This is a genomic window from Enterococcus sp. JNUCC 77, assembly GCF_054819945.1.
The window spans coordinates 1083661-1100927 of sequence record NZ_JBTHIG010000001.1; the positions used below are offsets into that span (position 1 = coordinate 1083661).

13 protein-coding genes, 1 other RNA gene and 2 pseudogenes are annotated in these 17267 nt (G+C 35.1%); 12 read left to right on the top strand and 4 right to left on the bottom strand.

Translation table 11 applies throughout. From position 1 onward, the window contains the following. Window positions 1-23 precede the first annotated feature (23 nt). From ACVWNY_RS05440 to fghA, 10 genes and pseudogenes are all read left to right on the top strand, one after another. Window positions 24-2639, top strand: coding sequence for a sigma 54-interacting transcriptional regulator (locus tag ACVWNY_RS05440; protein WP_454071809.1), 2616 nt, complete (start codon window positions 24-26; stop codon window positions 2637-2639). A 144-nt stretch (window positions 2640-2783) separates the two neighbouring features. After that, window positions 2784-3188, top strand: a complete 405-nt coding sequence (locus tag ACVWNY_RS05445; protein ID WP_454071810.1) for a PTS sugar transporter subunit IIA — start codon at window positions 2784-2786, stop codon at window positions 3186-3188. A 15-nt stretch (window positions 3189-3203) separates the two neighbouring features. Next, window positions 3204-3710 (top strand): PTS sugar transporter subunit IIB, encoded by a 507-nt coding sequence (locus tag ACVWNY_RS05450; protein WP_454071811.1) that lies wholly within the window; start codon window positions 3204-3206, stop codon window positions 3708-3710. Window positions 3711-3726: 16 nt separating this feature from the next. After that, on the top strand, window positions 3727-4524 hold the full coding sequence (locus ACVWNY_RS05455; RefSeq protein ID WP_461211725.1) for a PTS mannose/fructose/sorbose/N-acetylgalactosamine transporter subunit IIC: 798 nt from the start codon (window positions 3727-3729) through the stop codon (window positions 4522-4524). Continuing rightward, window positions 4521-5342, top strand: coding sequence for a PTS system mannose/fructose/sorbose family transporter subunit IID (locus tag ACVWNY_RS05460; RefSeq protein WP_218324803.1), 822 nt, complete (start codon window positions 4521-4523; stop codon window positions 5340-5342). The genes ACVWNY_RS05455 and ACVWNY_RS05460 overlap by 4 nt, the downstream gene beginning before the upstream one ends. 16 nt (window positions 5343-5358) lie before the next feature. Beyond that, complete coding sequence (locus tag ACVWNY_RS05465) at window positions 5359-6048, top strand: transaldolase family protein (protein ID WP_218324804.1); 690 nt, start codon at window positions 5359-5361, stop codon at window positions 6046-6048. A gap of 87 nt (window positions 6049-6135) precedes the next feature. Then, window positions 6136-7550, top strand: a pseudogene (locus ACVWNY_RS05470) (IS3 family transposase). 244 nt (window positions 7551-7794) lie between these two features. Then, window positions 7795-8261, top strand: a pseudogene (locus tag ACVWNY_RS05475) (DDE-type integrase/transposase/recombinase); the annotation flags it as partial. A 264-nt stretch (window positions 8262-8525) separates the two neighbouring features. Further along, window positions 8526-9641: an S-(hydroxymethyl)glutathione dehydrogenase/class III alcohol dehydrogenase gene (locus ACVWNY_RS05480; protein WP_218327645.1), complete on the top strand. Its 1116-nt coding sequence runs from the start codon at window positions 8526-8528 to the stop codon at window positions 9639-9641. A 4-nt stretch (window positions 9642-9645) separates the two neighbouring features. Then, window positions 9646-10485 (top strand): S-formylglutathione hydrolase, encoded by an 840-nt coding sequence (gene fghA, locus ACVWNY_RS05485; protein ID WP_218327677.1) that lies wholly within the window; start codon window positions 9646-9648, stop codon window positions 10483-10485. Between the two features lie 960 nt (window positions 10486-11445). On the opposite strand, the gene ssrA is transcribed toward fghA, so the two are convergent. Beyond that, window positions 11446-11812: a transfer-messenger RNA gene (gene ssrA / locus ACVWNY_RS05490) on the bottom strand. 63 nt (window positions 11813-11875) lie between these two features. Next, window positions 11876-12643 carry a Cof-type HAD-IIB family hydrolase gene (locus tag ACVWNY_RS05495; protein WP_454071813.1) on the bottom strand — a complete coding sequence of 256 codons (768 nt, stop codon included), beginning with the start codon at window positions 12641-12643 and terminating at the stop codon, window positions 11876-11878. Window positions 12644-12799: 156 nt separating this feature from the next. Here ACVWNY_RS05495 and ACVWNY_RS05500 point away from each other — a divergent pair, with 156 nt between their 5' ends. Together ACVWNY_RS05500 and ACVWNY_RS05505 are read left to right on the top strand one after the other, a co-directional pair. Then, window positions 12800-13519 (top strand): winged helix-turn-helix domain-containing protein, encoded by a 720-nt coding sequence (locus ACVWNY_RS05500; RefSeq protein ID WP_438720217.1) that lies wholly within the window; start codon window positions 12800-12802, stop codon window positions 13517-13519. Then, window positions 13519-14979 (top strand): ATP-binding protein, encoded by a 1461-nt coding sequence (locus ACVWNY_RS05505; RefSeq protein ID WP_454071814.1) that lies wholly within the window; start codon window positions 13519-13521, stop codon window positions 14977-14979. The genes ACVWNY_RS05500 and ACVWNY_RS05505 overlap by 1 nt, the downstream gene beginning before the upstream one ends. A 39-nt stretch (window positions 14980-15018) precedes the next feature. On the opposite strand, the gene ACVWNY_RS05510 is transcribed toward ACVWNY_RS05505, so the two are convergent. Both ACVWNY_RS05510 and ACVWNY_RS05515 read right to left on the bottom strand, forming a co-directional pair. Next, window positions 15019-16461: an NCS2 family permease gene (locus ACVWNY_RS05510; RefSeq protein ID WP_454071815.1), complete on the bottom strand. Its 1443-nt coding sequence runs from the start codon at window positions 16459-16461 to the stop codon at window positions 15019-15021. A gap of 130 nt (window positions 16462-16591) precedes the next feature. Continuing rightward, window positions 16592-17125, bottom strand: coding sequence for a hypothetical protein (locus ACVWNY_RS05515; protein WP_438720214.1), 534 nt, complete (start codon window positions 17123-17125; stop codon window positions 16592-16594). Window positions 17126-17267: the final 142 nt, after the last annotated feature.

Here is a 17267-nt window from a genome sequence, read left to right on the forward strand (position 1 = left end):
TTTACATATTGGGGGAAACAGTCATGCGTGAAACCGCAGAAGAAAAAGTTTTAGCCCGTTTAAAATCGTTAGAAGATACTCAAAAAACAACAATAACAACTCAAGCTTTAGCAGATTCATTAGGCATTAAAAGGAATTCTGCTAGTCATTATTTAAATAACTTATTAGAAGCTGGAAAAGTAACTAAAATTTCAGGTAAGCCGGTGAAATGGATTAGTGAAATCAGAGATGGAATAAGCAACGATAATCCATTTGAAGCATTTATTGGTTCAAATAGTAGCCTAGTTAATGAAATTCAGCAATGTCAGGCAGCAGTAGAATATCCACCAAAAGGGTTGCCTATTATTATTAATGGGAAAAGTGGGGTGGGGAAAAGCTATCTCGCTGGTTTGATTCCTGATTATTGCTTGAAAAAAGAATTATTAATGCCTCAAGCACCGTTTGTAGTATTAAACTGTGCCGACTATGCCAATAATCCTGAGTTGTTATCGGCAACTTTGTTTGGATATAAAAAGGGCAGTTTCACGGGAGCCGACCAAGATCGTGCAGGTTTAATTAATGATGCAGATGGCGGGATTTTATTTTTAGATGAAGTTCATCGTTTAAGTTATGAAAATCAAGAAAAACTGTTTTTATTAATGGATCAAGGTATCTATCGACCACTCGGAGACAAAGGAGAGTTAAAAAGAGCAGATCTGCGATTTATTTTTGCTACGACGGAAAACAATGACGAAGTATTATTAGATACTTTTCGGCGACGTATTCCAGTGAGTATTAGCTTGCCGGACTTCAATCAACGACCTTTTGAAGAACGCCTAAATTTGATTCAACGTTTTTATCAAAATGAAGTTGTTTCATTAAAAAAAGATATTTTAATAATCAGTGATGTATTAGATTTTTTAGCCTTTTCTAAGTACAAAGGAAATATCGGGCGATTAAAAAATCTAATTAAGATTAGTTGTGCTAACGCTTGGCATGAAAACAAAAATGAGAAGCAATTAGTCATCAAAAGGGAATATTTTCCAACAATTACCGATACCTCACCGCAAGAGAAATATATCTTTGATGATTTATTAATTTCATATAGTCGCAATCCAAATCAATCTGAAAAGGTCATTTTACCTTATTCACGGGAATTGATTGAGTCATTTTGGGAAGATATTCAATTTTTTAATACGAATGGCTTTAATCAACATATTTTTAGTTTGCTATCTACTAAAATCAACAAAATTGTAAAGCAGATGGGGCAAGAGTTAAACGAGACCCTACAGAAAACAGACATATCAATAAGGAATAACCGCAATTTCTTTGGTCAACTAGACAAGTTAGAAAAACAAACGGGCGTAAAGTTTTCTAAAGAAGAACAATTCATTTTTTTAAGTATCTATCAATACCTCCAAGAAATGAAACCTTTAGATGAAGCACTTATAAAAAATGCTCAAGAAACGGTCCACCAATATTTAAAAAAAGAAAACTACTTAGCCAAAAAAATCATTCAAAATTTAGCTAGTTTTAAACCTGCAAATGAAAGTTGTCTGGAAGTTTTCTATAGTTTTGTCTTAAAAAATTACTGGCAAACTAAGGTTCAGGTACCGGCACTAATCGTTACTCATGGTTCCAGTACTGCCAGTAGTATGGCAGCTGTAGTTAATTATTTAACTGGGGATTTTGTCTTTGAAGCTATAGATATGCCGATTGAATCTTCAGTACCTGAAATTGTTAGAAGTGTTCGACAATTTGTTAATGAAGTGGATACAACTAATGGTTTTATTTTACTGGTTGATATGGGGTCATTGAGAAAATTGTTCAGTGAAATTAAGACTTATTTAGAAGGTGAGTTATTAATTATTAATAATGTGAATACCATGATGGGCTTAGATATTGGCACGCGGTTGTCAGCTGGGGGAAGTTTTTCCGATATTGTTTCAGCAGCTAGTCAAGGCTATCACAGTGAAGTGCAATATTATGAAGGATTATCAAAAGGGGAAAATATCGTCGTTTCTTGTATTTCTGGCTTAGGGATTGCTGAAAAATTAGCAGAGGTCATTAAGACTTTCGTAGATCCTAATAAACTCTCGGTAATTACCATCGACAACGAACGTTTAACTAAGGCAGAGCCACAAGATCATTTTTTAGAAAATACGCGGTTAGTGATCACTACTTCAGAAGTCCGATTACAAAGTGAAATTCCAACTCTAAAAATTTCCGATATTTTGGAACCAAAAGGTACAGAAATATTGAAAAAAGGACTGAGAAATGCTGTATTACCAGAACAATTTATTGAATTAAAAGATACTTTGGTTCGCTTTTTCTCAATTGAAAGTATTTCTAATAGTTTAACGATTCTAAATCCTCAGATTGTGATTCAAGATGTGGAGCAGATTGTTTCTTTTTATGAAAATTACTATGATGCCAACTTTGAGATGTTTAAGCGATTAAATTTGATGATGCACATAGCAATTATGATAGAGCGATTAATTGGAAGTAGTGATATTCAAGAAGAAGGCATTGCATTTTCTGAGGAAGAGGAACAATTCAACCAACTAACGGCTTCAATTTTTAGCGATATTAAACGCAAGTATAATATTTACTTGCCTCGAGACGAAGTGCAACTTTTATATAAACTAATCCAATCTTAACTTCTTTGACAGATGTGGTATTTGTGTCAAAAAAATTCGACAGATTGAAAAAAGTATCTGAAAAACCTATAATTGCAAGGATTATTTCAGTCGAAAAAAATTGGCACGCCGCTTGCTGTATATAAGATGAAAGGAGTTTTTAAGATGAGAAAAATATTAATTGCAACACATGGTTATTTCGCAGATGGCATCAATAGTAGCTTGAAACTTTTGGTGGGTGAACGAGAAGAAGTTACAGTGATTAATGCTTACGTCGATGAAAGTGACGTTACATTACAGTATGAAGCGTTTTTTCAAACCCTTCAGCCAACTGATGAAGTCATTGTCTTCACGGATCTATATGGCGGTAGTGTGAATCAGCAGCTCTTTAAGCATACAGAGAAAAATCAAGCCATTTTAATTACGGGTTTTAATTTACCAATTATTTTAGAAATTTTATTAAGCCCGGATGTAGTAACACCAGACAAAGCGAAACAGTTAGTAGAAGCTTGTCGGGAAGAATTAAAAGTTGTAGAACCAGAATATCAAGCAGAAGAAGAATTTTTCTAAGAGAGGAAGATAAAAATGATTGTAACAGTAAGAGTAGATGACCGTTTAATTCATGGACAAGTCGCATTATTATGGACCAAAAAATTACAAGCGGACGGCATCATAGTAGCAAATGATGCCGCAGCAAACAACGAAACCCAACAAATGACCTTAAAAATGGTGGCACCTTATAATGTTAAATTAACGATTAAATCCTTAAGTGACGCCGTACAGTTATTGAACAATCCTAAAGCTGAAAAAATGCGAATCTTTGTTTTAGTTAACTCCATCAAAGATGCTTTGGCTTTAGTCAAAGAACTAAATGAAGCAAACTTAACAGTCAATATCGCGAATGCCGGACGTTTTGATGGAGAAGACATTGCTGGAAAACTAAATTTAACTAAAACGGTTTTAGTTAGCGATAGTGAACTTGAAAATTTAAAAGCTTTAGTCGCGTCAGACAATGAAATTATTTTACAAACCTTGCCTGATGAACCGATTAAAAAAGCCGCAGATTTATTGAAATCTCATAATAAATTATAGATTACTGGAGGAGAAAATGATGGTCTTAAATGCATTTTTATTGGCTGTGGTCATGTTTGTAACTTATGGCGGGAATTGGTTGACTGGACAAAGTATGATTGATCGACCGATTGTCGTGGGGCCGTTAGTTGGTTTAGTATTAGGCGATTTACATGCTGGAATCGTAATCGGTGCCTCACTGGAAGCTGTCTTTATGGGAGCGATTAATGTTGGTGGTACCGCAGCAGTTAATCCAGCGGTGGGAACTGTTTTTGGGACAGCTTTCGCAATTATGTTAAACGATGGCCCAGAAGTTGCTCTTACTCTGGCATTACCAATTGGGATTTTAGCTGGAGCGATGGAAACATTAATTTCAATTTTACTAAGTGCTTCAGCTGAACCTTTTGATCGCTTAGCAAAAGCGGGTAAAGAAAAAAGTATTATCGCCTTACACTTTAGTTTATGGGCTTTGAAATTCTTATCTTTTTCAATCATTGTATTTGTGGCAGTTTTAGTAGGTTCTGGTCCAGTCAAAACTTTTGTAGACGCTATTCCAGATGTAATTATGAATGGATTAGCTGTCTGTGGCGGCTTGTTACCGGCTGCTGGGTTTGCAATTTTATTAAAGATGTTATGGGAGAAGAAGATTGCCATCTTTTATTTCTTAGGATTCACTTTGGTCGCTTATTTAAAACTACCATTGGTGGCTTTAGCAATTATTGGAACAGTCATTGCCGTGAGTGGTGCCATGAGAGATAAAGAAATGTTGGAATTAAAAAATTTAAAAACAGCTGCACCGGTTGGTGGTGACGATGAGGAGGACTTTTTCGCATGACATCAAAAAATGAATTAACTAAAGAAGATAAAAAAATGATCCATTCGATCTTTTGGCGCTCGTTTCCTTTATACGCCCAATATAGTTATGCAAAAAACGGTGGCGCCGGTTTTGCTTACGCTTTAATGCCTGCAATTAATCGCTTCTATAAAAAAGCTGAAGATAAAAAGGAAGCTTTGTATCGTAACATTGTCTGGTTCAACACAACGGGAAACTTTTCTTCATTCATCATGGGCTTAGCAGCATCTATGGAAAAAGAAAACAGTGAAAAACCAGACTTTGATGAAAGTTCTATTAATGCTGTGAGATCAAGCTTAATGGGACCAATGGCAGGAATAGGAGACTCGATTTTCTGGGGTGTTTTACGAATTATCGCTGCTGGTGTAGCTGTTGGTTTAGGAAATGAAGGCAATATTTTAGCACCTCTGGTCTTTTTATTAATTTACAATATACCGTCAATTATCACACGTTACTATGGGACTTTTTTAGGTTACACATTAGGTTCAAAGTATATCGAAAAGATTTATTCTAGTGGGGTCATTCATATTATGACCAAGGCTGCTAGCACTTTAGGATTAATCATGGTAGGTGGGATGACTAGTAATATTGTTACCTTCACTGCCAAGTTACAATGGAGTGCCGGTAGTAACACGATGTTTAAACTACAAGATATTTTAGATCAAATTTTAGTGGGTATGGTGCCGTTAGGGGTTACTTTACTTTGTTTCTACTTAATGAATAAAAAAGTCAGTTTTAACTTAGTTTTGGTTGGTATCGTTGCTTTTGGAATTATTTTATCAATACTAGGAATTGCTTAAAATAGGAGGAAAAAAGATGATTTATTATATTGATGCAGCAGATGTTGAGGTTGTCAAAGAAGCAGCTAGCACCTATCCAATCGCAGGTGTGACCATGAACCCTACGATTGTCAAAAATGATTTAAAAAATAAAAAGGTCCCATTTTTTGAGCTAACAACCCAAATCACTAAACTAATTGGTGAAGAAAAAGAATTTCATATCCAAGTAGTCGCAACTAAAGCCGAAGATATGGTGAAAGAAGCACAGGCTTTAAGAAAAAATATCAAAGGCAATCTATATGTAAAGATTCCTGCGACAACAGCAGGTTATCAAGCAATGATGACTTTGAAGGAATTGGGGATTAAAACTACTGCAACAGCGATTATTGATGTTAATCAAGCGTTATTAGCAGCTAATGCAGGTGCCTCATACGTAGCAATCTATGTGAATCGTGTAAGTAACATTTCAGCGGATGGTGATCAAGTAGTATTAAATGCAGTCAAAGCTTTTCGTCAAAATAATTTGACTACTAAAGTTTTGGGGTCATCATTTAAAAATGCCTTACAAGTGGAAAAAGCTGCAATGAATGGTGCATATGGTGTAGCTGTTGGTTATGATGTTTTTAAAGCTAGTGCGACTCATCCATTGACTGATTCCAGTGTTGAGCAATTTAAATTAGACTGGGAAAGTGTTTATGGGGAAGGAAATAAAATTTATCAGTTCTAATAAGTAAAAAAGACTCTTCAACAGTAAAAAATGTACCGACCCCAAAAAGTTAGACCAAAAATCTAACTTCTGGAGGTCGGTATTTTTATGGTTAAATATAGTTTTGAATTCAAACTGAAAATCCTTCAAGAGTATCTTGACGGAAAAGGAGGTTTCTCCTATTTATCTAAGAAACACGGGTTGAAGTCAGAAAATCAAATGAAAAATTGGCTCAATGCTTATCAAGAATTTGGTGAAGAAGGGCTTCTTCGTAAAAGACAAAATCAAAGTTATTCTGTTCAATTCAAGATGGATGCGATAGAGTTATATCAAACAACTGAGTTGTCCTATCGTGAAGTGGCGAATCATTTAGGGATAAACAATCCTGCATTAATCGCCAATTGGATGAGAACCTTTCGTGCAGAAGGAGTAGATGGACTCTCAAAAAAGAAAGGACGTCCGCCGATTTTGTCTAAGAAAAAAGAAAATCCAAAGGCAAACAAAGCAACCCTTGAAGAACGTGATCGCATCAAGGAATTAGAAAAACAAGTCCGTTCTCTTCAGATTGAAAATGCTTTTTTAAAAGAATTGAGGAAGCTGCGAAAACAGGAAGCCCAACAAAGACGAAAGAATCAATCGCACGAATCATCGACAGCCTCCGAGGATCCTTCAAATTAGTTGAGCTTCTTGAAACTTTGAAATTCCCTAAATCGACCTTTATGTATTGGCAAAAACGGTTTGATCGACAAAATCCAGATCAAGAAATTGAAGAGGAAATACTTAAGATAAGAAGCCAACATAAGGATTATGGCTGTTTGCGCCTAACAAAGGAATTATGTAATCGTGGGTTCCATGTAAACAAGAAGAAAGTGCAACGCTTGATTAGGAAACTGGGTATTGAGGTCCGCTCATTCACGAGGAAATCTCGTCGTTATCATTCTTATCGTGGGAAGATCGGTGCGGTTACGAAAAATCGAATTCATCGACGCTTTTGCACAAGCATTTGTCATCAAAAGATTACGACACATACGACAGAGCTAAAATATTTTGAACTAGACAAATCCGGGACCATTCGTGAAAAGAAACTGTATCTTGATCCCTTTTTAGATATGTACAGCAGTGAGATTATTTCTTATCGTATTTCTGAAAAGCCAAATGCACTAGCGATCATGGAGGCATTGGAAGAAGCGATTCAAGTAACAAAAGACTGTCTCTACCGTCGAACCTTTCATTCTGATCAAGGCTGGGCTTATCAAATGAAGGCATACAATCATAAATTAAAAGAACATAAAATATTTCAAAGTATGTCCCGTAAGGGCACCTGCTTGGATAATTCAATCATGGAGAATTTCTTTAGTTTATTAAAACAAGAAATTTATTATGGACGAGAATTTCATAGCTTTGAGGAATTGAAACAAGCAATTGATAATTACATTTATTACTACAATCATGAACGTATGAAGAAAAAATTAAATTGGCAGAGTCCGGTGCAATTTAGAAAATCGGCATTGAAAGCAGCTTAAAATATAATAGCAGTAAAAACAAAGAAAAAAGGAGTGGATTTCTCCACTCCAAAAAAGTCTAACTATTTGGGGTCACTACAAAAGTTGGAGAGTCTTTTTTTGGAGAATAGTTCTTAATACTTAATCTTAGTAGAAAATATAGCTAATAATTGATCAATTTTACAGTTTTTTATCCTAATCTATGCTATATGAGTAATCGAATATGAGAAGAATCATAATATATTTTTATAAAATCACTTATTTTTACCTTTCTTATCGTGGAACTATTGGTCCAATCGGAAAAAATCGCCTGCATCGTCATTTTTATACTAGTGTTTGTCATCAAAAAATTACGATAGATACGACTGAATTTAAGTATTTTGAAACAGATAATAAAGGAAATATACTTAAAAAAATTACTATTTAGAAACATTTATGGATATGTATAATAACGAAATTATTTCTTAGCGTATTTCTAAAAAAAAAATGCCAACGATGTCATGGAAGGATTAGGGAAAAGAATCCAGAAAACTAATGACTGTCTTTATCACGCATTTTTCACACAGATCAAGATTGAACCTATCAAATGAAAGCTTAGGGTTACAAACTAAAAGAACACAATATTTTTCAAAGCATGTCACGAAAAAAAACTGTTTAGATAAATCGATGATGGGAAATTTCTTCGATTTATTAAAACAAGAAGTCTTTCATGGCATAATTTACCGCTTATTTACACATGCAAATCTAATTATTTGAATTTATTAATACTGAATAATTTATCAGTATGAAACAATAATTTGTACTTAAATTGAGATTAAAAAAAATAATAATGAACTAAAACGTTGATATAGGCGAGAAAAATTAGATACTGATAAAAAAAGCAGTATTGTAATGACTTTTTGAGATGATATAGTAATCTAAGTAATAGATACAACCTTGTTAACTGTTACGAACTATAAGTAATAAATTTAAAAAAAAAGAAAGTTGGTAGTATAAATGAAAAGTAGAGCAGCAGTAGCATTTAGCCCAGGGCAATCGCTTGAAATCGTCGAAATTGATGTAGCAGATCCAAAAGCAAAAGAAGTCATGGTTAAAATTTTGTATACGTCTGTTTGTCACACAGATGCTTTTACCTTATCAGGTGATGATCCTGAAGGCGTTTTTCCAGTTGTCTTAGGACATGAAGGCGCGGGAGTAGTTGTAAAAGTTGGCGACGAAGTAACCTCAGTAAAAGTTGGCGATCACGTTATTCCTTTATATACACCAGAATGTGGTGAATGTGAATTTTGCTTATCTGGGAAAACCAATCTATGTTCAGCCGTTCGTGAAACCCAAGGCAAAGGGTTAATGCCTGATGGAACCACAAGATTTTCTTACAACGGAGAACCAATTTATCATTACATGGGAACGAGTACTTTCAGCGAATACACAGTAGTCAACGAAATCAATTTAGTAAAAATTGATGAAGCAGCTCCTTTAGATAAAGTGGGTTTACTTGGCTGTGGCGTGACAACTGGTTTAGGGGCCGTAAAAAATACTGCAGCTGTTGAAGAAGATGCAGTCACAGCAGTTTTTGGACTTGGAGCAATTGGTTTAGCAGTCATCCAAGGCTTAAAGAAAGCCAATGCTAAAAGAATCATTGCAATTGACATGAATCCTGATAAGTGGGAATTAGCGAAAAAAATGGGCGCAACTGATTTTGTTAATCCAGCTGATTACAATCGTCCGATTCAAGAAGTTCTTGTTGAGATGACTAACGGCGGCGTAGACTATAGTTTTGAATGTATCGGTAATGTTGAAGTCATGCGTTCTGCTTTAGAAGCTTGCCATAAAGGTTGGGGAGAAAGTATTATTATTGGTGTTGCAGGAGCAGGTAAAGAAATTCATACTCGTCCATTCCAATTGGTGACGGGACGTGTTTGGAAAGGTTCAGCCTTTGGAGGGGTCAAGGGACGGACGCAATTACCTGGCATGGTAGAAGACTTTATGCAAGGTGAGATTGACCTAGATTCATTTATTACCCATCATTTAAACTTTTCTCAAATCAATCAATCATTAGACTTACTTCATCGTGGAGAATCTATTCGGACAATGTTGACCTATGGAGAATAAGCAAATAGGTCTAAAAATATTAGAGCAACATCAGTCTTTTGGAGGACAACAAATAAAATACAGTCATGAATCTGCTATTTTGCAGTGTGAAATGACTTTTAGCTTATTTATCCCAAAAAAAACTGAAGAACAGAAAGCTGTACCGTTAATCTGGTTTTTAGCGGGATTAACTTGTACAGATGATAATTTTAGCCAAAAAAGTGGATTTCAAAAGTATGCCTCAGAAAATGGGGTGGCTTTTGTGATGCCTGACACTTCTCCGAGGAAAATCGAAGAAGACAGCCCTGATTGGGACTTAGGGCAAGGGGCTAGTTTTTATCTTAATGCGACACAGGAGCCATGGAAACGGCACTATCAGATGTATGACTACTTAACTAAAGAATTACCAGAGATTGTCTATAGTCTTGTTCCGAATTTTTCAGGACAAGAAAGTATTATGGGTCATTCCATGGGAGGACACGGCGCTTTAGTGATTGGACTTAAAAATCCTGAGCGCTTTCAAGCCATCTCAGCTTTTGCACCAATTTCTAATCCCATGAATGTACCGTGGGGACAAAAAGCCTTTGAAAATTATTTGGGATCAGATCAAAGCAATTGGGAGAACTGGGATGCAGCTAAATTAGTTGAGAAAACGGGATTTAAAAATTCTCCAATCCTGATTACTCAAGGATCAAAAGATAACTTTTATGAAATCCAATTGAATGAGGCAGCATTTTTAGCAGGGGCAAAAAAATCGCATACTTGTGTAACCTACCAGATTGAAAAAGAGTATGACCATAGCTACTTTATGATAGCAACCTTTATTGAAGAACATATCAAGCACCATGTAAATATCATTAAATAACGTTTAGGTGAAATGAGAATATCAAAAATTTCATTACATCCACATAAAGAAACAGGCGATTTTTCTGGTAGCATTTTACAGTGTCAATGGAAGAAAATCTAGTTCAAGACAAATCTTAGATTAGATGCCCATAACCATGATTTTTAATATCTAACTCTTGTTCATACTGAACTTTTAATGGTTGGTCAACACTGAGATTTGAAGTGTATGTCTCTTCATTAATTGAAGCAGGTATATCAATTTCATTCAATAAAAGGTATCAGAACTTCATTGATTGAAAAAAGATTACCCACTTACGATGTATTATCTCCTGACTTAATGGATTTAATTGCAACGTTACTAGCTATAATGATTATGTTGGTATTCACTTCTTTAATGATTTATTTCGATTAAAGTTGCGTCAATCATACTAAGTCCAAAAATCGAAGCTATTTTAGGAGCGATTTTTGGGCTTTTTAGTATCTTTAGAGCAATGTTTATTCTCCAATAATTTGGGATGTAAAAGCATTTTATCCTAAACATTATGAAATTGGTTTGCAAGAGTTGAATTGGAAATTCTTAAAGAGAAGAAATAGAGTTATCGAAAGATAAAGCTATTTCATTGATGCTTTATTTTATTAATATGGAAGATACTAGATATAGCAAGTAAAGTTATGAGGAAATAACCATATAAAAAATATTTGATCGTGCAAACACTGGAAGAGGTACTTTTATTCTTGCTTTAAAACAAGGGTGGACTTGTTAGAATTGATATGTGTAGACTTTCTTGAACATATGGAGTAGTTCTGCCAGGACTTGTATCGGTGGCACCTTGTACATATTTCAATATAGTAGAAGTTTTTAACTTCATATTCCAAAGATATTTGACGTACTGGTTTCCTTTTGTATCAAATCAGTAAAATTTAAGAAAAAAAGAGCTAAAACCTATTAAATCAAGGTTTTAACTCTTAGAAAAACTACAGATGGAGACGGCGGGAATTGAACCCGCGTCCAAACATTTTGCCACTTAAGCCTCTACGCTCATAGTTATACCATTTAAAATTCGCTTAGTTTTCTGCCGTATAACAGGCCGCAAACTTTGCTAGTCTGATGATCTCTTTTTCAACTTACAGACGGAAAGTTAAAACGTATCCCACTTAGAATAGGACCCTTACCCGAGCACATGGGCGATACCGGGAGGATCTACGCTAACTGTTTTTAGGCAGCTAAAGCGTAAGAATTGTTGTTATCTTTTGCAGTTATATTTAACTGTAACGTTTTAACGTAGCCGTAACCTACGAAGCGCAACTCAAGCTCAAACAATGCCTGTCGAATCCTTAACGTCCCCGATAAGACAAATTTAGTGCAATAATTATTATATCACTACAATAAAAAAAGTACAATCTAAATACTAAATCAAGTCGTAATGTTTAAGACCATTGATAATCCCGTGCTCGGTATTCTTAGTGGAAATAAAACTAGCGGCTGATTTGACTTCAGGTAGCGCATTTCCCATGGCAATTTGATAATCGGAAGATTCAAACATAGGCAAATCATTTAAGCCGTCGCCGAAGGTAAAAGTTGGGATATCTTGTTGTAGGAAGTTTTTCACTTCATCAATCGCGGTTCCTTTTGAAATACCCTTATTTACAACATCAATACATTTGGGTCCATTTCTGAAAAAAGTTAACTCATCGGCAAAAGCTTCATGATAAAGTTCATCAAATTCATCAGTCAATACTAAAAGCATGTTGGTTTCATATTCTAAGAAAGCATCTGTTTTAATGGGGGGAACCACATTGTTAAAATATTGGTAGGAGTCTTTGACCAATTGATTGACGCCAGAAATAAACATTGTTTCATGAGAGTAAAAAGCCACTTCATGTTTGAGTTTGCGTGTGAAATCTAACATTTTTTGACAAGTTGCGATGTCAATTTTATTGGAAAATATCGTATCATTTTCATAAATTCCATACATACCATTCATTGTAATACTAGCATCGATATGGGCGGCCTTTTTAATCGCCTGTATTTCAAATTCACAACGACCTGTAGAAATAATTGGTAAGATATTATTTTCTTTTAAGTGAAGCATTGTTTGGCTAATTTCAGGTGTAACTTCTGATTGATCATTTAATAAAGTACCGTCTAAATCAAAAAAAGCAATGGCTTGATACATATTGGACACTCCTTCTCATTTTCTTCTTATATTCTACCAAATCATGAAGAAAATCCAAATACTTATCGAAACAATTCAGTAGTTTATAGCTGATAAACGGCTTTTAGAGTATACTAAGGTTATAAAAGTAAAAATTTGATAAGTGAGGAATTAAAAATGAATATATTAATGATTGAAGATAATGAATCAGTTTCAGAAATGATGCAAATGTTTTTCTTAAATGAAGGCTGGGAAGCAACTTTCAAATATGATGGTAAGGAAGGTCTGGATACTTTTCTAGCTGATCCTGAAAAATGGGACATGATTACTTTGGATCTAAATTTACCAACAATGGATGGAATGGAAATCGGTCGTGAGATTCGTAAAGTCTCTAGCAGTGTGCCAATTATTATGTTGACTGCGAGAGATTCCGAGAGTGACCAAGTAATCGGTTTAGAAATGGGTGCTGATGATTATGTGACAAAACCATTTTCACCGTTGACTTTGATTGCACGGATTAAGGCTTTACACCGCCGTAGTGAATTAGGCTCTGAGGGAGAAGATGATGCAAAACAATCTGACAATTCTTTTGATATTCAGACAGATCACTTCAAAATGAATTTAAAAACACGGGAAGCTTATCTAGAAGATAAACCGGTGGAAGGGCTGACGCCAAAAGAGTTTGATTTATTGTATACGATGGCTAAAAAACCACGGCAAGTTTTCACTCGTGAGCAACTATTAGAATTGGTTTGGGATTATCAATATTTTGGTGATGAACGGACGGTGGATGCCCATATTAAAAAATTGCGCCAAAAGATTGAAAAGGTAGGCCCGCAAGTAATTCAAACTGTTTGGGGAGTGGGCTACAAATTTGATGATTCTGGAGTAGCCTAATGAAGTATCTTTACCAACAGTTATTGGCTTTTGCGGGAGTTATCTTATTGATGGTCATTACATTAGGCTTTTCTTTCACGCAGTTTACTCGTCAAACTTTGGAACAAGATAATTATAATCAGTTGGCTCGTTACGCAGAGGCAGTTGACCAGATGAGCCGAAAACTAAGTGAAGAGTCTCAATTCTCCAGTTTGACCGACGATGAACAATTTTTAGCTGCTCTAAGCTTAACGGAGCAAACTTTAGATCAAGAAGGTGTTTCTTTAGTTTTTTACGATACCAACGGTAAGATTCAGTATCCATTAAGTTCCAGTACAATTTCTGACAAATTGATTTCCAGTAAGCAATGGCAGGCGTTAAAAAATGGTGAAAGCCAAAAAATGACCACTGAAAACAATGAGTATGGCGAATCACAGACAACTTCATATGCGATGGTTTCCTTTAATAAAAAGGGAAGTGGTTTTTATGGAGTATTAGTAATCAGTCAACCAGCGACTAATGTTGAAAATAGTATCAACGCAATTCGCAGTAATTTGTTCAAAGGTTTCATTATTGCTTCGATTTTAGCAATTATAGTGAGTTATTTCTTTGCTACACGACAGTTAAAAAGAATTAAGAGTATTCGATCGGCTACTGATGAAATTGCTAAAGGGAACTTTGATATCCAAATTCCAGATCATGGGAAAGATGAGTTTGACGATTTGGCCAGTGATTTTAATTCAATGACGGAATCTTTAAAAGAATCAAATGAAGAAATTGAAAGGCAAGAGGAACGACGGCGACAGTTTATGGCGGATGCTTCTCATGAAATGCGAACGCCTTTGACCACAATCAATGGTCTGTTGGAAGGATTGCAATATGACGCTATCCCTGAAGATCAAAAGGCAAAAGCCATTAGTCTAATGCAAAATGAGACAGCTCGATTGATTCGTTTGGTTAACGAAAACTTGGATTATGAAAAAATCCGAACCAATCAAATCAGCATTATAATTAAAAAATTCGATGCAACAGAAACGTTGAGCACCTTAGTTACACAATTGGAACAAAAAGCAGCAGCCGCAGGAGATCAATTGATTTTAGAAACACAAGAACCTGTTACGATCTACGCTGATTATGATCGTTTTGTTCAAGTTATGGTGAACATTATGCAAAATGCGATTCAGTTTACTCAAGATGGTGAAATCAGGGTCAGCGTGTTCAAAAAAGACAAGCAAACGATTGTAAAAATCGCTGATACAGGAATTGGCATGAATGAAGAACAAGTAAAAAATATTTGGGATCGTTATTACAAAGTTGATCCATCGAGGAAAAATACTAAGTATGGGGAATCTGGCTTGGGTTTGTCGATTGTTCAAGAGCTAGTTCGTTTGCATAATGGGACAGTTGATGTAGAAAGTACGTTAAACGAAGGAACAACCTTTACTATAAGTTTTCCAGATGAAGAAATAAATAATGACTAAAAAAGGCTCGTAAGATAATTTTCTTACGAACCTTTTTTCTTATAATAAAGCTAAAATTGCAAAGTTTGCGATGAACAATGCATCTACCACCCATAAAACAGGTGAAATTTCTTTTCTTTTAGAATTGATAACTTTGATTAATGTATAAGTTATGAAGCCTGCTGCGATTCCGTAAGAGATACTATAACATAAGCCCATAAAAATACTTGCGAAGAAAGCTGGAATAGCTTCTTCTAAATCTAGCCAGTTAATATCAGCAAATGAAGCCAACATCATCACACCAACAATAATTAAAGCGGACGAAGTAGCTTGTGCGGGTACAACAGCAATAACTGGGGATAGTAAACTACTTAGCGCAAATAGAATGGCTACAAAAACTGAAGTTAAGCCTGTTCGGCCACCAGCACCAATTCCGGCAGCTGATTCCACATAAGTTGTTGTATTAGATGTCCCAAAGATTGCTCCGATTGAAGTTGCAATTGCATCAGCAAATAATGCTTTATCCATTTTCGTTTTAAAGCCCAATGTATTTGCATTTTCAATGGCCATTTCATCTTCTTTAGAAAAGATACCTGTGCGACGACCAGTACCAATAAAAGTTCCGATTGTATCAAAAGTATCAGATAAACTGAAGGCTAAAATAGTCATTAGAACTTGTGGCAATTTACTACTGTCGGAAAATAGTGAACCAAGTCCTTCTGCACCAAAAGCTGCACCAAAAGTGGTTCCTAATGCACCAATTGAGCTACTTAAGGAATTTGCTTGCCAATCGATGCTGCTAAATTGAACAACGCCCATAGGAATACCTAATAAAGTAGTTAATATAATTCCAATTAAAATAGCGCCACGAACTTTTTTGATTACTAAGATGATGGTGATAAATAATCCTAAAACCGCTAATAATACTGGTGCATTGTTGAAGTTAGCTAAAGCTGGAACAACACCTGATCCCATTGCTACACTTTGAATTTGGTTATCCGTAACGATGCTGCTTGTTACATCTGCTCCGGTAGCAGAAAAGGCTAATAACCCAGCATTTTTTAAACCAACGTAGGCAACAAAAATACCAATTCCTCCGCCAATAGCTTGTTGCATACTTTCAGGAATAGCGCGAATAATCATTTTACGAATTTTTGTTACTGTAATTAAAATATTAATAAGTCCACAAATAAAAACCATCGCCAAAGCTTCTTGCCAACTATAACCAAGACCAGCGACAACTGTGTAAGTGAAGAAAGCATTCAAGCCCATACCTGGTGCTTGCGCGTAAGGAACATTTGCAAATAACCCCATGACTAAAGTTCCGATGACTGAAGCAATAATTGTTGCTAAAAAGACTGCTTGAAACGGCATACCAGCTGAAGATAGTATGCTTGGATTAACAAATAAAATATAGCTCATCGCAAAAAATGTAGTAACGCCCGCCATTAATTCAGTGGAAACAGTTGTACCATTTTCCTTGAGTTTAAACAGTTTTTCCATTTATATGAAACGCTCCTTTTATATAATTGCATCGTTTAAGTAACGAATACTTTAAAAGTATATGCAAGGACTAGAGGTAGTTCAAGAAATATTTGAATAATAGAACAGAAAAAAAGATAAATGTTCGTGATTAGCGAACTTTTATCTTTTTTCTTTGGTAATTGATAAAAGAATAAACGGAAATGAGCAACAAAAGAAAAAGCAATAAAATTCCTACTGTCTTACCGAGGGATTTAAAAAAAAGGTTTAACAAAGTAACTGAAGAAAGACTATAAGAAAGAGAGTTATCTATTGAGTAAGCAATGCCGCTTGTTCCATTACTAAGTACGTATGTTGGCAAATCATGAAACTGAGTTAAACCATATTGATAAATATTTTGTAGAATTTTTTCATAAAATGGTTCAAATAGAGCGAACAAAGTTGTTAAAGCCAGGGCAGCAGCAAGAATGCAGAAAATTAATTCAATCCCGGTCGTATATATTGAAAGTCTCATATCCATCTTTTTTTGATGGGATTTTAATAATTTTATACTGAAAATCACCACTAATAATAAGCTTCCTAACAAAATGAAAACAAAAAACCAAAAGGAATAAAAGGTTTGAATTTCTGATAATTCATTAGCTGTAAATAATTGAACATTGCTAGCTTGATCAATTTGATTCAATATTAATTTCATAATTAAGACGCTGGTTAGTAAAAACAGTAAGGTTAAGGTAGTTAGAAAAAGAATTGAGGCCTCTGCTTTACGGTTTTTTATCGTAGATACAACATTGTTAAGATAGCTCATACTTTTCACCTCACAAAAT

Excerpts from the sequence above, each read along its gene's own strand:
- ACVWNY_RS05440 (WP_454071809.1), top strand. The coding sequence starts at position 24 with ATGCGTGAAACCGCAGAAGAAAAAGTTTTAGCCCGTTTAAAATCGTTA.
- ACVWNY_RS05445 (WP_454071810.1), top strand. The coding sequence starts at position 2,784 with ATGAGAAAAATATTAATTGCAACACATGGTTATTTCGCAGATGGCATC.
- ACVWNY_RS05450 (WP_454071811.1), top strand. The coding sequence starts at position 3,204 with ATGATTGTAACAGTAAGAGTAGATGACCGTTTAATTCATGGACAAGTC.
- ACVWNY_RS05455 (WP_461211725.1), top strand. The coding sequence starts at position 3,727 with ATGATGGTCTTAAATGCATTTTTATTGGCTGTGGTCATGTTTGTAACT.
- ACVWNY_RS05460 (WP_218324803.1), top strand. The coding sequence starts at position 4,521 with ATGACATCAAAAAATGAATTAACTAAAGAAGATAAAAAAATGATCCAT.
- ACVWNY_RS05465 (WP_218324804.1), top strand. The coding sequence starts at position 5,359 with ATGATTTATTATATTGATGCAGCAGATGTTGAGGTTGTCAAAGAAGCA.
- ACVWNY_RS05480 (WP_218327645.1), top strand. The coding sequence starts at position 8,526 with ATGAAAAGTAGAGCAGCAGTAGCATTTAGCCCAGGGCAATCGCTTGAA.
- ACVWNY_RS05495 (WP_454071813.1), bottom strand. The coding sequence starts at position 12,643 with ATGTATCAAGCCATTGCTTTTTTTGATTTAGACGGTACTTTATTAAAT.
- ACVWNY_RS05500 (WP_438720217.1), top strand. The coding sequence starts at position 12,800 with ATGAATATATTAATGATTGAAGATAATGAATCAGTTTCAGAAATGATG.
- ACVWNY_RS05505 (WP_454071814.1), top strand. The coding sequence starts at position 13,519 with ATGAAGTATCTTTACCAACAGTTATTGGCTTTTGCGGGAGTTATCTTA.
- ACVWNY_RS05510 (WP_454071815.1), bottom strand. The coding sequence starts at position 16,461 with ATGGAAAAACTGTTTAAACTCAAGGAAAATGGTACAACTGTTTCCACT.